The organism is Arcticibacter sp. MXS-1 (genome assembly GCF_041902385.1).
In the GTDB taxonomy this organism is placed as follows: Bacteria; Bacteroidota; Bacteroidia; order Sphingobacteriales; family Sphingobacteriaceae; genus Arcticibacter.
On sequence record NZ_CP169244.1, the window covers coordinates 3086596 to 3101994 of the forward strand.

The 15399-nt window shown below is 47.3% G+C and carries 12 protein-coding genes and 1 pseudogene; 9 read left to right on the forward strand and 4 right to left on the reverse strand.

The genetic code is table 11. The annotated features are described in order from the left end of the window. The first annotated feature begins 1 nt into the window (after position 1). Positions 2-334, forward strand: a complete 333-nt coding sequence (locus ACES2C_RS13270; protein WP_374163577.1) for a multidrug efflux SMR transporter — start codon at positions 2-4, stop codon at positions 332-334. A 62-nt stretch (positions 335-396) separates the two neighbouring features. After that, positions 397-1548 carry a hypothetical protein gene (locus ACES2C_RS13275; protein WP_374163578.1) on the forward strand — a complete coding sequence of 384 codons (1152 nt, stop codon included), beginning with the start codon at positions 397-399 and terminating at the stop codon, positions 1546-1548. A gap of 304 nt (positions 1549-1852) precedes the next feature. Here ACES2C_RS13275 and ACES2C_RS13280 read toward each other — a convergent pair whose 3' ends face one another. From ACES2C_RS13280 to ACES2C_RS13295, 4 genes are all read right to left on the reverse strand, one after another. Further along, positions 1853-4540, reverse strand: a complete 2688-nt coding sequence (locus tag ACES2C_RS13280) for an AsmA-like C-terminal region-containing protein (RefSeq protein ID WP_374163579.1) — start codon at positions 4538-4540, stop codon at positions 1853-1855. A gap of 67 nt (positions 4541-4607) precedes the next feature. Continuing rightward, positions 4608-6878: a cation:proton antiporter gene (locus ACES2C_RS13285; protein ID WP_374163580.1), complete on the reverse strand. Its 2271-nt coding sequence runs from the start codon at positions 6876-6878 to the stop codon at positions 4608-4610. Between the two features lie 104 nt (positions 6879-6982). After that, positions 6983-7702 carry a LytR/AlgR family response regulator transcription factor gene (locus tag ACES2C_RS13290; protein WP_374163581.1) on the reverse strand — a complete coding sequence of 240 codons (720 nt, stop codon included), beginning with the start codon at positions 7700-7702 and terminating at the stop codon, positions 6983-6985. Then, a complete protein-coding gene (locus ACES2C_RS13295) occupies positions 7686-8414 on the reverse strand; it encodes a sensor histidine kinase (protein ID WP_374163582.1) in 729 nt (242 codons plus the stop codon). Before ACES2C_RS13295 ends, ACES2C_RS13290 begins: the two co-directional genes overlap by 17 nt. 203 nt (positions 8415-8617) lie before the next feature. On the opposite strand from ACES2C_RS13295, the gene ACES2C_RS13300 reads away from it, so the two are divergent. From ACES2C_RS13300 to ACES2C_RS13330, 7 genes and pseudogenes are all read left to right on the forward strand, one after another. Next, a complete protein-coding gene (locus tag ACES2C_RS13300; RefSeq protein WP_374163583.1) occupies positions 8618-9058 on the forward strand; it encodes a hypothetical protein in 441 nt (146 codons plus the stop codon). Between the two features lies 1 nt (position 9059). Then, positions 9060-9383 carry a hypothetical protein gene (locus ACES2C_RS13305; protein ID WP_374163584.1) on the forward strand — a complete coding sequence of 108 codons (324 nt, stop codon included), beginning with the start codon at positions 9060-9062 and terminating at the stop codon, positions 9381-9383. 217 nt (positions 9384-9600) lie between these two features. Further along, positions 9601-10587, forward strand: a complete 987-nt coding sequence (locus ACES2C_RS13310; RefSeq protein WP_374163585.1) for a 2-hydroxyacid dehydrogenase — start codon at positions 9601-9603, stop codon at positions 10585-10587. A gap of 67 nt (positions 10588-10654) precedes the next feature. After that, complete coding sequence (locus ACES2C_RS13315; protein WP_374163586.1) at positions 10655-10852, forward strand: hypothetical protein; 198 nt, start codon at positions 10655-10657, stop codon at positions 10850-10852. 202 nt (positions 10853-11054) lie between these two features. Then, positions 11055-11423 (forward strand): annotated as a pseudogene (locus ACES2C_RS13320) (MFS transporter); the annotation flags it as partial. Between the two features lie 41 nt (positions 11424-11464). Then, a complete protein-coding gene (locus ACES2C_RS13325) occupies positions 11465-12139 on the forward strand; it encodes an MFS transporter (RefSeq protein WP_374166951.1) in 675 nt (224 codons plus the stop codon). A gap of 178 nt (positions 12140-12317) precedes the next feature. Then, complete coding sequence (locus tag ACES2C_RS13330) at positions 12318-15371, forward strand: two-component regulator propeller domain-containing protein (protein WP_374163587.1); 3054 nt, start codon at positions 12318-12320, stop codon at positions 15369-15371. The last annotated feature ends 28 nt before the right edge of the window (positions 15372-15399 follow it).

Sequence of the window (15399 nt, forward strand, 5' to 3'; positions counted from 1 at the left end):
TATGAAAGCTTATATTTATCTGTTCCTCGCCATCGCTTCTGAACTCATCGGTACCACCTGCCTCAAGAAGTCAGAAGGGTTTACCCGACTGATTCCGAGTTGTATCATGGTGGTTGCGATGGTCTGCGCTTTTTATTTCCTTAGCATCGCGATCAGGACGATACCAGTCGGCGTGGCGTATGCTGTCTGGTCAGGTGTGGGAATTGTTTTTATCACCTTGATCGGTGTGGTGTTCTTCAGGCAGGTGCCTGATCTTCCGGCGATCATTGGACTCTTGTTTATCATAGCAGGAGTTGTGGTGATCAATTTGTTTTCGAAGACGGCAGGGCATTAGGTCATAAGGAAAGCGCCTGTTTATATTTGAAACACTGAAGCGCTAAATCTGTATAAGTATCAATGAGCAGGAACCCACTACCTGAGAATGAAGAGCAGCGTGTCGCCATGCTTGCAGAGTATGATCTGGACTATGCTGATTTACAAGCGAGTTTTAAAGGGCTCGCTGAGCTTGCAGCCAAGATTGCCGGGACATCAGTATCTCTCGTTAACCTGATCGATGCCTATACACAGTGGACCATTTGCAGTCATGGGATTTTCCTGGAGCAGATGCCGCGTGACGAAAGTGTTTGCCAATATACAATTTTGGAAAACGAGTGCTTCGAGGTAAAGAACCTTTCAACGGACGATCGATTTAAAAATAAATACTATGTTTCCGGTTCTCCATATCTAAACTACTACTTCGGTATTCCTCTTCCCTCAGGGAAAGGGGTGAATATGGGAAGCCTATGTGTCATGGATAGCCAGAGCCGGACTCTCAACGACTTGCAAGTCAGACAGCTTCAGCTTATAGCCAACGAGATTGTAGAACGACTTAAGACCTACAGAGCAATGACGAGATTGCGAAAGACGGAAAGAGAGACTAAGGAGTGTTATAAAAAGCTTGCCAGGGAGCTACGCGATACTTTGTCGAGAATTAGTTCTTGTTCAGCGGATGCTCTTAATGATGCAGAGTCGGATAAAGGAGATGTGCTGATCACACTTGTCAGGTTTATCGAAAAGGAAAGCCGTAATATGACGCGATACGTTAGGCAGGAATTGTTAGACAGGGACCATCCTTTGAGGCAAACAACTATTCTGAAAAATGATGAATTTAATCAGTTAGTGCTTAAGGAAAAGCTTGAGAAACTTTATTGTCCTCAGGCACAAAGCAGGGGGCTAAGCTTTGAAATTTTAACAGATGTATACACTCAGGAAGTTGCCTTTTCAAAGATCCTGTTATTGCAGCTTTTTGGCAATCTGGTTTCGTGGTCTTTGCAGGCAGCCGGGCCGGGTGATAAGATGGTGATGTCTCTTAAGTTGCAGCCAACCAAATCGGGAAGTGAGCTGCATGCGGAAGTACGGTTTAAGGCAAATACTGACACGCGCGAGTCTTCAACCGTTTGTATTTCTCTCGCCAGCGATCTGATTCAGACTCTGCAGGGAAAGATGGAGAGGAGGATGAAAGATGGATACATCGAGGTAAATGTTTGTATTCCCCAGTATCAGAAGTGATGTCATCGGATTCGAAAGTCGTCTGAAAATGATGTAAAAGAGTTGTTGGTTCATGTAACTAAAGCGCTTTTGTCTCCGTATACTATTTCTAAAATTTACTCTGGATGAAGGCTCATAAGATACTGGAAATGAATAGATGCGAGGATGACGAGCCCTGTCACTCAACTAGTACAAAAAGTGTCTTAGAATATGCGTCGAAGACAACCACCGAGCTGCTGCGTCTACTATCGCAGAAGATACTGCAGGAGCAGCATGAGGAATGTTGGCTAATCAGGGTGGAGTTAGCAAAGCGTTAACTCTCTTGTTATTGCTCTGATTCTGTTGTTTTTGGTTTCGTCTTAAAAGGATTCAAATTTTTTATCAGTCCCTTACCCGTTTCTTCAAGATCTTTCCTGGCTGACCCTTTATTGCCTGCCGTGTCGCTATGGCCTGACAGTCGCTTCGTGAGCTCGGCAGCTGCCTTTTCTGCAATTTGTCGTTTTGCACTTGCCAGTGAATCCTTTGCTGCCGATACCGCTGCCTGCTTTGCTGATTCCACTTTGGTTTTGACGAATTGAACGGATTGTTCCTTCATTGATTGTGCTAAACTGGCCGTGCTTTCTTTTAACGATGTTTTTACTACAGGCCGGGCAATTGAGCCTTCGATCTTGAGCAGCAGATTTACTTTTTCGGCAACACTTACAGGCACGCCCTTGCTGTTCGCTTTGCTCATAAGCCCGTTGACGAGGGCGTTGCCTCTTTCACCCATGAGCGCTCTGGGGACCTTCATGTTAAGCGTATAATTCAGGCTCTGATCAATTCCATGCAGGCCTCCGATCTCCATATCGATATCCCTTACCTTCAGATTGAATGGTTTTACCAGCACTTTGCCTCCTGCAAATTCAAAATAGCTTTTTACATCTTTCATTGAAATTTCCTGAAGAGAGCTGATGTTCAGTGCTGTGGCCATCTTTTCTACCGGCTTGAATTTTTGGAGCACCCCTTGCAGAAGCAACACATTCCCGTTTCCTGCCAGGGAGCTCAGGTCGGGCATCATGTTTTCTCCCAGCTTGCCGTTCATGCTCATGCTCGAACTTAATTTGCCAGCCAGGAACCTGCCCAGCGGCATTAGTTTTTGAACGGTGTTGAAGGCATAAAAAGTCTTCTGTATATCTACATCCTTTACATCGTACGTTAAGCCGATGTCTGGCTTCTTGCGGTCTGTTCTGGTGGAATAGGAGCCGCTGATTCCCATAGTTCCATCCAGTGCGCTTCCTTGTACATTTTCAAGTCGCACCGTTTCATCCTTTACTGATAAGCTTCCGGACAAATTGTGAATATCGAGCTTGTCATAATGTACCGATCCTGCTTTAGCGTTTAGTCTAAGGTTGAGATTGGCGGGGACTGCAAACGGAGCTGATGCCGCTGTGCCTTCCGGCGCACTGCTGGTTGTGCCCATCCACTTATTCAGATCTACTTTGTCGGCGGTAACATTGATGGTGCCATCAAGAGGTTGATTCTTAATAGCATAAGCGAGGAGGTTATTTAAGGTGCAGCTGGCTGTAAAATTGGTGTTCATGAATGCTCCTGCCATCTGGCTGAGCGTTACATTCCGCGGGTTGAAGCTCATCAGGAGACTGCTGATCTTCACACCTTCAGGGTAATCCCCGGATCTATATAAAAAGTTCTTTAAACCTATGGTCCCTCTGGCGAAGAATTGATCATATTGCTGCTTCTGAGCTGCTGCTGCGCTTCCTTTCATTGCCACGTCGGCATCAAGTAATCCGCTTATGGCCGTCCCTTTCTCCAGTTTTACCAGGCTGTTGATAGTCGAAAGGTTGAGTCGTCCTTTTGCAGCAGCGTCGATAAGCAGTGCAGAGACAGGCCGTTGCAGATTGACCCGAAAATCGAACGGACTGCCGTCCATCTCAATATGGCCGTTCGGGATGTTGACAACCGTGTGATCGGTTATCCCATCGGGGTTGCTGATACTTGCCTTCAGGTTGATGTTCCTTACTGCCTTTGGCAGGTCCGGATATTGGAAGGAGCCGTTTTTTATATCGAGGTTCAATGAATAGGCGGGAAGGCTGGAAGGAGTGTAGCGCCCTTTTACCTGCCCGTTAAAAGCAAGACTGCCGCTTGTTTTAATGGAGGCAAAATCCTTCTGATAAATGGCGGGGACGAAGGATAAGATATTTTTGAAACTTGTAGACAGCGATTTAAAGTTGATATCCATGTCGTACTGGTCTGCAGAGGCGATGCGGAAGAACCCGCCGGAAGAAAGTCTTAGGTCATTTAACTCGATCTTCTCTGTGTTGAAACGGTAGGTGCTGGTGGTGTTGTCGATGTCGATGTCAGCATCTATATTGGTCCTGATCTTGTTAAGCCAGGCTATTCCTCCGTAGCTAACGTTCACTTCTTCGGCTGTAGTGTGTGTTTCAAGAGTGAACCGGTTGGCGGTGAAATCGCCTTTGCCTTCGTGGTCCAGGTTCACAATCTTTGCTGACATATTGCTTTGCTCGTCGCGGTAAACTATATATCCTTTGCTGATGCTATACTTTTTCAGCTGGACAGAGAGCGGTTTACTTTCCGTAGCGGTATCAACCTTAGAGGTGTCGGCTTTAACGATATCCCAGTTCGCAATCCCGTTTTTGTTGACCAAAGCAAAGATGCGCGGCTGCTCAAGATCCACAGCATTTATCCTCAGCGTTTCTCCGCTGATAACGCTCATCAGGTTTAGTGACAGGCCGAGACTTTTTACAGCCAGAAGCGTGTCCTTTTCGAATTGATCTGTACCAATCACTTTCAGATCTTCCAGCCGGAGGGAGACGTCAGGAAAATGCCGGATCAATGAGACATCGGCATTGCTGAAATCTACTCTTGCGTTGAGGTTCTTGTTGATTTCTGATTTGACCAGGCGCTCAATTTTTCCTTTAAATGCAAATGGCAGGAGGATGAGTATGAGGAGTATGATAAGTACAGAGATGCCCGCAATCCGGAGTGGCTTCTTCATATGTGCTTCAGTTTAATTTCAGGGGAAAGATACGAAACATCTGGTTTCGTCCAACAGCGGATGTAACTCAGGGCTTCAGAATTAGAACTGAAGGAGTGTCGCTCAGCCATATACTTCTGCTTTCGAGCACTCTTTTCCAGCTGTCGACACTGATCATCATCAGATCCTGCTGCTCCAGAATTCTCTTATCTATCACTTTCTCTTCCTGCACAAAAAGGTTCTGAGGTGCAGCCTGGCCGATGGCGCGAATGGCTTCTTTAAGCTCGATGTTAGTCCGCACGGTACCCCATGCGTCTAAAATTGTAACTACCACATCTGCATTCTGAATTAACTTCTGGACATATACAAGAAGGAAGCTGTCGCTGAGAGAGAATATGGGTACGATCATCCTGTCCAGCTGGTGCAGTTCTTTATCAATCAGAATTCCGGTCGGAATCTGAACAGAACGCAGTATATGCTGCACGCGTTCTTCAAAAACGCCGGAAGAAAAGATCCTGTCGCGCCCGCGGATGGTGTCGTACAGCAGTTCCGGTTTGATCACACGGGTGGTAAATCCAAGGATCTTTCCAAGCACCGTGCCTTCGTACACTGACTTTCCGGCTCCTAACAAAAGAAGGTCATAGTCTCCGGAGTTCGCTACCCCGGTAATTTCTTCGTTTATATCCTGGGCAGGCCTGAACACAGGCGTAAAGCTTTGTTTCAGTCGCTCAGCCTCTTCATGGATCAATTTAAAGCTCTCCTTTTCGTATTCGGGCGCGTTGAACAGGTTAAGCTCGTTGGCCGGAGTAAGGTGAAGAGCCGTCACCGTGGAGTTTTCTTTTGCTTTTCTGGTAAGAGAATTAGCAAGCCTGACAAGCTGCCTGCCGGTGATAGGATTCCCGAAAGAGAGTAAGACATTGTATTTGTCAGTACGGTCAGGAAGGTGTGTTTCATCCGGCGCCTGCCTGAAAAGCCGGTTGATGAGATCAAGGGCGGGACCTGTTATAAAAGTAGTGACCAGGGCCATCAGCACCAGGATAGCAAACATCTCAGGAGAAAGAACGCCGAGGTCATATCCAATGTTCAGGGCTACAAGTTCCATGAGTCCCCGGGTATTCATCAAAGCGCCGATGGTGAGGCTGTTATGCCAGCTTTGCCCGACAAACCGCGCTGCAAGGGCACTGCCTGCAAACTTGCCTGTTACTGCCACGAGGATAACAACTCCGCATAGCTCCCACAATCCGGGAGTATTGAGAAGACCGATCTGGGTGCGCAAGCCGGTAAATACAAAGAAGAGCGGGAGCAGGAGGACCAGGGCAATGTCTTCGACTTTCTCTATAAAGATATTGCGGAAGTTGAGGTTGGGAGGCATGATGACACCTGCCATAAAAGCTCCGAAAAGAGCATGTATACCAATGATCTCGGTGCTCCAGGCCGAGACAAGCAGCACTACGAAGAATATGCCTACTATAGGCTTGCTTAAGGCCTCTTTTGTAGCGTACAGGTCGCCTATCCGGTAAAGGAACGGCCTTACCACACGGATCATCAGGAAGACATACAATGCCGCCAGCAAAATGGTGTAGCCTGCGCTGGCGAGTGATCCTGCCTTTACTACTGCAATCACTGCAGCCAGGATACACCAGGCGGTAATATCATCAGCTGCGGCACAGGTAATAGCGATATTGCCCAGACGGGTCTTTGTGAGCCCCCTTTCCTGCACAATCCGCGCAAGCACCGGAAATGCGGTAATGCTCATCGATATGCCGATAAAGAGCGCATATGAGAGAAAGTTAACCTGATCAGGGGCGGTGCCCTTGTAGATAAAGTAGGCGAGTATCACGCCTAAGGCAAAGGGAAAGATGATACTCGCGTGGCTGATCACCACTGCTTCATGTGCCTTGTTTCGCAGTACTTTCAGATCTAACTCCATCCCCACGACAAACATAAAAAGGATCAGTCCCACCTGGCTCATAATGCCAAGATTAGCAAGCGATGCCGCGGGAAAGATGAACTTAGAAATCTCAGGGAAATATGCGCCGACAAGGGAAGGGCCCAGAACAATACCCGCTACTATTTCTCCGATCACTGAAGGCTGGCCGATAGCTTTAAAAATGTAAGAAAATAAGCGGGCTACGAGGATGATGGTAATAATTTGGAGCAACAAGACTCCCAGCGGGTAACTGAGGTTGTGATAAAGTGAATCTTTAAAGTGCTGCCACCCTGAGCCGGAAGTCTCCGTCATAGAACTCACATGCCGGCCAGCTTCCAGACCGCTCCCCTGGGAAGTAATAAAGTAGATCAATGCAGAAAAGCCCCCTATTACCAGGATGTAAAATAAAAGATTCTTCCAGTTCTTCATAGTCGTCAGACAAGTTTAATACGAGTTCATCGTCAATATAACACCCGGATTTTGTCCTGGTAACGCGAATCGCTGAAATATGTACTGAGCCTGTTTTTTTTGTACTAAAGCCTGGTACGGAGGCGAAAAGCAGGCCGATACTGTTCGCTTAGCGGGAGCTCTACCGTACTGCCATCTTTCCTTCTGATGTCAGTCCAGATATAGTCATGAGTAAAGGTTCTGACCCTGTCGACCGACAGGATGGTTGTTCGATTTATTCTGCAGAAGCGGTCGGAAGGAAGGATTTCAAGGAGCTGACTGAACGAGATGTTCTTTAGAATGACCTCGTCCGAATTGCGCAGAAGAACCAGCTTATCGCGGCGGTCAGTGTCTGAGCTATTGATCATCACGACATCGGAGATCTTCAGGAGGATTTTGCCGCGATTGCTGTTGAGGACCACGGAAGACTGGGCCTGTGCGGCCAGGCGTTCTGCTGCTTTTTGAAATGCCTTTTCGAGTCTGTCAGGGGCTATTGGCTTCCGGATATAGTCCACAGCCTCCAGGTCAAATGCTTCCGCTGCAAATTCCTTAAAGGCAGTGGTGAAGATGAGCAGCTTGCCCTGATCCTTCAGGATGGAGGCCAGTTCGAGACCGTCCATTCCGGGCATTCGAATGTCAAGAACGGCCAGGTCGAATTCGAGCTCATTGAGTTGTTCGACGAGTTTGAGCGGGTCGCTGAAGGCTCTCACAACCTCAATATCAGGGAAGTCGCTGCAGATTGTCCTTAAGTAACTCAATCCCGGTAGCTCATCGTCAATCAATACACACTTAATCGGCTTTTGCACGCAGTTTGATTTTTAGTTCGGTCCTGTAAATTCCGTCTTCGTCTGTTTGGCTGAGTTCATAGTCTGGTCCATAAATGGACTTCAGCCTCGATGCAAAAGTCCGGTTACCTAAGCCGCCCCTTAACGGATGGTTCCCCTGATGTCCGCCAATTTTATTCGAAACTGATAGAAGGAAGTGGTCGTCCCGGATGTCAAACAGCACCGATATGAACGCATTTTCGCTTTGCAAATCGGCGTGCATAAATGCATTTTCAATGGGATTAATGGTGATAAAGGGGGCAATCTGCCCATTTTCGTGCCAGGAGTTCTCTTTGCTGATCTTGTTCTTTATGCTAAGATTAAACAGAGGGCTGGTCTTTAGCCTGTTTATTTCAATAAGGTTTAAGGCAAAACGAAGTTCTTCTTTCAAATCCACAAATTTTCCGTCCGACTCGTACAAGATATAATCAAGTACGTTTGAGAGCTTGTCGAGCGCATTGTAACTCTGATAGGCATGAGATTGTATGGAGTTTAATACGTTCTTGAGCAGGTGCGGATTAAGCTTATAGCCTGCTGTTTCTGCTTCCCTGTCTGCTTTTGCGATAGTCGGGACTGCCGGCTGCACAGCGTCTTTTTTATTTTTGTTACGTTTTATCAGTGCTCTGTAAAAGCATAGGTTAAGCCCCACAGAAAGCAGACAAAGTCCGGCAAGAATAAACGAGTATAAGTCCATATTATGGCAGCGGAGGTACTGAGAAGAAACTCCATTGCAAACATATGCAAAAGCTGTAAGATTAGCGTCTTTGGTAAACAGATAAGACTTCTTTCATTCTGTCGCGCAGGAGTGCTGCCAGCTCCTCAGGAAAAGTGCTTTTTCTGTTGCTGCCACGTCTGGCTTGTTTCGTTTGTGAATGATTTTTCGTTATTTTTAATACTATGAAAACGCTCTGCCTAAAGCTTCCGCTGCCCCTGATCATCTTGCTGCTTCTGTCGTCTTGCCGAATACACCTTGTGGCGCCCTATAGCGCTGCACTATCTGCGCGCATCGATAGCACCTACACCATGGTTGACCGCTTTTATCTGCAGATGCTTGAAAAGACCACAGATTCTGCTGAAGGTCGTGCGTATTCGAAATTTACTGATGACTATATCAATATTGAGGTCGAGCTCAATTCTTTGTATATGCAGAACCGTATCAGACCTTTAAATAAGAATTCAACCAGGATTGCGCAAATTGCTCTGCAGAAGTGGATAGATTACAAGGAGGAGCATAAAAAGAGGAAAACGATCTCTGATGCGGCGATTCGTCTAAACCGGAGGTATATGGCTGACCTTTTTTACACCATGCGCGTGGCGGAGGAAGCTAAACAGGAATAACATGGCAACAAAGTTTGATATAAAGGAGGTGTCAGATGGTATGCTGAGCGCCCTTCGTGAGCATACCGGTAAGGGATGGTCAAAATTTAAGTCGGTGGTCCGCGAATTTGATGAACTGAACGCAGATCGACTGGGCATGCTGGCGGCAGAGCACCTCTCGGGCAACATCAATAAAGAAGAGTTTGAACAAAGGCTCGAAGATGAAAAGCTCATGCTGGAAGCTCAGTTGAATGCTTTGAATGTAATAGCAAAGGCGGCTGTGCAGAATGCGGTGAATGCTGCCTTTGACGTATTGCGGGACGCGGTCTATTCCGCATTGCCGTAACTTAGTTTGCCCTCCTGAAAAGCCCGGCATAGTCGCGGAAGAAGCTCTTAAAGCTGCGTGGTTCTGCTCCTGTTACCTCTGCGACAGCTGAACTGATAAGGGCGGCCTCGCCCCGTCGGTAGTCAAAGGTCGGCGGAGGTGTTGCAGGAAAATTGTAAGAAAACGAAGTAAAGCAGCTGGGCTTTTGTATTATTGTGTCGAAGGCGCTTAGCATATTATGAGAGTATTTATTACAAGAAAGCTGGATCCTGCGGTAGTCCGACAACTCATTGAGAATGGAATTGAAGTAACAGAATGGACGGAGAAACGTGATTTGAATCCGCGGGAGCTCAGTGAGTATTGCAGCCGGTCCGACGGTTTGATTAGTGTTGGCGGCAATAAGCTGGACAGCCATTTTCTTTCAGAAAACACTCACCTTAGGTTCATCGCATTGCACGCGGTGGGTTACGATAATGTGGATGTTCCAGCGGCGACGCGCCTGGGTATACCTGTCGGAAATACTCCTGGCGTAGTAAGTCGCGCAACGGCGGATACAGCTTTTCTGCTGATGCTGGCCGTTTCCAGAAAAGCCTTTTTTCATCACAAACGCATATTAAGGGGCGACTGGACGTTCTTCGATCCAGGCGCCAACCTCGGCATCGAGCTGGATGGCAAGACTTTAGGAATATTCGGTCTGGGAAATATAGGCCTGCAGTTTGCAAGACGAGCCCGGGCAGCCTTCGGTATGGAAATCATTTATCACAACCGCGGGCGGAATGAAAAAGCGGAGCTGGAATTAGAGGCACGGAAAGTAAGTTTTGAGGATTTGCTCGCTCAAAGTGATGTGTTGTCAGTGCACGCATCTCTAAACGAGGAAAATACCGGAATATTCAATGGTCAAGCTTTCGAGCGAATGAAGCGGTCGGCCATTTTTATTAACACATCCAGAGGTAAGCTGCATGACGAGGCGGATCTCGTCACTGCCCTCCAGGCACAGCAGATCTGGGGAGCGGGCCTTGACGTTACTAATCCAGAGCCAATGGACCCAAATCATCTGCTCCTGCAAATGGACAACGTCTGCATCACACCTCATATTGGGACCAGCACAAGGGAGACGAGGGCAGAAATGGCACGCTTGATCGTGGAAAACGCTCTGGCCGCTAGTCGCGGTGAGAAACTCCCTTATATTGTTAATCCCGAAGTTTACGAGCAGAAGCATTCCTGAAAAAAATACTCCGGCCCGTATAACCATTTGGTTTTCTTATTCGTAGACATAGGAAATTTAAAACCAGATGAAGCAGCAAAAGAAAACAATATGGGGACTTCTGAGCGGCGACGGATATTTTCAGCCAATTAGTGACCTGTCAATCGAAGCACTTGAGTACGTTTCAAAAACAAAGGAAGAGCTCGAAATGCTTTTAGAAGAAAAGGTACAGTCTGAAGAGTACGAAGAATGCTGTCTCATCAGGGATGAGCTCTTGAAACGGTGATTCTGACAATTTTGAGAATTGTCTTGTAACGAAGCTTATCTTTGTCCGGTCCTTAGGTCGGACAGAGGGCTTGCTAATGAAACATCTGCTTCAGCTTTATCTTAACTCCTATCGGGGGCTTTCCAAACAAGCCTGGATGCTGGCTCTGATCATGCTGATCAACAGGAGCGGAGCAATGGTTGTTCCTTTTCTGAGTGTGTACATGACGCAGTCCCTGCATTTCAGCTTGAAGGAGACAGGGGCTGTCCTGAGTTTTTTTGGATTAGGCGCCGTCTCTGGATCGTATCTGGGAGGATGGCTTAGCGACCGGATCGGCCACTTCAGGATTCAGCTGAGTTGCCTTCTGCTCTGCGTGCCTGTTTTTTGTATACTGCCTTTGTTCAGGAGTCCTGAGGCACTATCGGCAGGCGTATTCATTCTCAGCCTGGTGTCTGAGACATTCAGACCTGCTAATTCGCTATCTATCGTATCCTATTCTACGCCTGAAAGTCTCACGAAGGCTTTTTCTCTTAACAGGATGGCCATGAATCTTGGCTTTTCGATAGGCCCTGCGCTGGGAGGTTTTCTTGCTGCAGTTTCCTATCATTTTCTGTTCTACGGCAACGCTATCACCTGCGGCGCTGCGGCGCTCGTCTTTTTCTCTACTTCAGGCGAAGGAGTGGTGATGATGTTCCTGTTAAAGATGAAAAGGAAGAAAGTAATATACAGGCAGCAGCACCGAGTCGTTCGCCATGGAAAGATTTCTACTTTTTGATCTTCAGTGTCTTGTGCTGTTTGTACAACATCTGCTTTTTCCAGCTATTAAACACCTTGCCCCTGTTCTACAGAGAGGTACACCACTTAAATGAGTCTGATATCGGACTCATCCTTGCCTACAGCGGCCTGGTTGTCTTTTCGCTCGAGATGTTGATCGTCCATATTGCAGATCGCCGCATGTCAGCTGTGTCAGCTATTGTCCTTGGAACCGTGGCCTGTGGTGCCTCTTATTCTATGCTTCTTTTGCCAGGTAAGTTTTTGTTGCTGTACACTGCCATGTTCTTGCTTTGCATATCCGAAATCCTGGCCATGCCTTTCATGGGAACCGTGACCATGCGACGGGCTTCGCAAGGAACACAAGGCGCATATATGGGCATGAACGCCCTGTCCTTTTCCCTCGCACATGTGCTTTCGCCTCTTATAGGAACACGTGTTGCCGACGGTCTTGGCTTTACTTCGCTTTGGGCAGCTACCGGTACTGTCGCTATTCTTACAGCACTTGGTTTCTGGTTCGTAGGCAGACGGATTTGAGCAAACGTTAACGGTTTATGCAGAGGCTCCCGTCTCGGGTTAGTTCAATGAAACGACGCGGGGTAAGTTTTGTATAATATTTAAAATCAAGTCAAATACACGTCAGGTGACTCCTTGCTTTTCAATTTTCTCTGCGTGAAAAAATAAGGTATTTTTGAAAGGCAAATGCCCTAAACGAATGCTCTGCAGAATTTTACCAATCTATATCTTGTTCCTTTTGATCGCCTGTGGGGAGGGAGCGTTTGCTTATGAGATCCTTTTTAATCAGATTCCTGCCGCCAGTGGTCTTTCTTCCAACTTCGTAAATTGCGTGGGCCAGTCATCCGACGGTTATATCTGGGTTGGTACTCAAAACGGCCTGCAGCGCTATGACGGATATCAGTTCAGACACTTCTACAATAACGCTATCCGGCCGGGTTTGCCGCCTCTTCCTGTTAATCAGATCTTAAATGTGAACAAGCCTGATTTGTTAATGATCAGAATGAGGCATAGGATCGGTATATTCAATACCCGTGATTACTCTTACAAAGACATTCCTATCCGGACGACTGAAGCCATTCCGGAAACACACGACTTTTTCCTCAGCCGGGACAGTAAAGGGCATATTTTTTTACTGGTATACAGTTACGGCATTTATGTATATAATGAGAAAACCAACTGTTTCGAAACCAACAGGAAAGTAATTAGTTACGATAAGAACTGGCGGCCAACCGCCTTGCGCGAAGATCGGAAAGGACAGCTTTGGATAAGCGCTTTTGAAGGGCTGGGCTGTTACTCCCCCTCTGCGCGTCGTTTCTATACTCATGCCGATAACCCGCTCCAGCTCCCCCAGCTTCAGAAGACCGGTTCGGTTAAAAACATTGTCGCCTTTTTTATTGACAGCAGAAATCGCTTTTTCATCAATTCCTGGCCTCCCCGGGGCGGTTTCAGTATCTACTACCTTGCACCAGGGGCGGCACTCGAAAGAGTTGCGTCTCAGGCTTATCCTGGTGTTAACTACTGCGAACTTTCTTCTTTTACTGAGAAGAAGGGTATTGTCTTTGGCTTTGGGGTTAATACCTTTAACTTGTTTTCGGAGGAAGATCGTGCCTTTACTACCTTTCATGAAAGGGACGATAATCATTACGGTCTTAACGTGTCGAATGTGAGTCAGATCTTTGAGGATCGCGATAAGAACCTGTGGGTCGCTACAGATAATGGCCTTTATATGATGTCAGTGGTGCCCGACTACATTCGCAATGGAACTACTACGCACCGCTTTAAGGATGCGAGTATGACTAATATGCGACCCCTCGCCGACGGTCGCTGCATTTTGAGTTCCTGGGGCAGTAAGATCCTCGTAATTCGTTACGACAAAAATTTGGTAATACGGGAAGATCGTGAACTCGCCGATGGGATTTATCGGGGGGGACCTGAGGATCGAAACTTTAGCATGGTGTGGGACGTGCTGGAAGACAGGAAGAGAAATACCTTATGGCTCGGCTGCCAGGCGGGCCGGCTGATCCGATACGACAGAGCATCAGGAACTTCTGCCTTTTTGAAGCCCGAGGTCTTTAAGGAATCTACGGTCCGTGCTTTTGCCGCTGATAGGACCGGGAAGGTTTGGATGGGCACTCAAAACGGAAAGCTCGTGCGGTATGACGAGCATGGCTTTAAACTGATAAGGGAGTTAAGGAACTGTATTGTCAAAATCTATCTGGAGCACAATGGCGATTTATGGGTAGCTACGGCAGGAAAGGGCTTATATGTTTTCGACCCCATCTCCGGGCACCTTCGAAAGACGTACGTCTCAGACCGGACCGCTCATTCCCTTAGTACTAATGAAGTTGGTGACATCGTGCAGCTTGACGATTCCATTATGGCTGTAGCCTGTTCGGCAAACCTTGATCTTCTCAATATTAAGAGCGGGAAGGTGCGTCAGCTTAATATTTACAATGGCTTGCCTCAGGGGGTTGTTACTTCGTTACAAAAAGACGCACGTGGTTTTCTATGGTTAAGCACAATTGGAGGGATCTGCCGGTTTGACAAAAGGACCATGGCCTTTAAGATGTTTGACCGGAAAGACGGGTTGCTGAACACCTCAGATATGTTAACTCTGATGCAAAAGAGCGCTCGTTTTCCGGATGGGATGATGGGCTTTTGCGGTGATGCCAGTTTTGTAATCTTTAATCCTGAAAAGCTTAGCCATTCACAGCGTCCGCAAAACGTGACAATAACTGACTTTAAGCTGGGAGGGAGATCGGTTTCGCTTGACTCTGTAACAAACGAAGGAGCAGTGCGGCTGCAGCATAATCAAAATTCGCTCAGTATATCGTTCGCATCTCTCAGCTATTCTCAGAGTAATAAACTCAGGTATTTTTTTAAGCTTGATGGTGCCGGAGGTAACTGGATAAAAGCAGAGAATTCCCTCACCGCTACATTCGCCTCTCTTGCCCCCGGAGACTACACCTTCATGGTGCGGGCCATCAATAACGACGGGCTTTACTCTCCCGGGATAACACGGCTGCGGATCGTCATTTCTCCTGCCTTTTATCAAACATGGTGGTTCGTGCTGTTCCTTATAGCGCTGACTGTATTTCCGGTAGTGGTCATCTACCGGCTGCGGGTGAACAAGCTTCTTGAAGTGCAGCGGGTGCGCGGAAAGGTAGCCCGGGATCTACACGACGACATAGGATCTACGCTCACATCAATTAATATTCTGAGCGAAGTGGCCCGCGGCGCTTTAGCTCCGGGAGAGCATGTTGTGCACTCCTATTTGAGCCGCATCAGCAAGAACAGTACCCAGATGATGGAGGCAATGGACGATATCGTTTGGAGCATCAAACCCGACAACGACCAGCTGGTACGAATCGCTGCCAGAATGAGAGAGCATACCGCAGGTGTTCTGGAGCCCATGAATATCAATTATACCTTCGATAGCAATGAGACTATGCGGACGGCTAAACTCGGTATGGACGAACGCCGTAATTTATTCCTGATCTTTAAAGAGGCATTGAACAACATTTCGAAGTATGCCATGGCTACTTCTGTCTGTATTAGTCTTAACTGCGAGCAGGGTTCAGTGATACTGACCGTACAGGATAATGGAATCGGCTTTGATCTTTCTGTGGAAGGGGAGGGGAATGGGCTTTCAAATATGAGAAAGAGGGCACTTTTGCTCAGAGGGGGAATCAACATTGTGTCTGCTCCCGGGTGCGGCACCAGGATCGTAGTGAAGATTCCTGTGAGGTAGGGGGCTGACATATCACATGAATATGCTA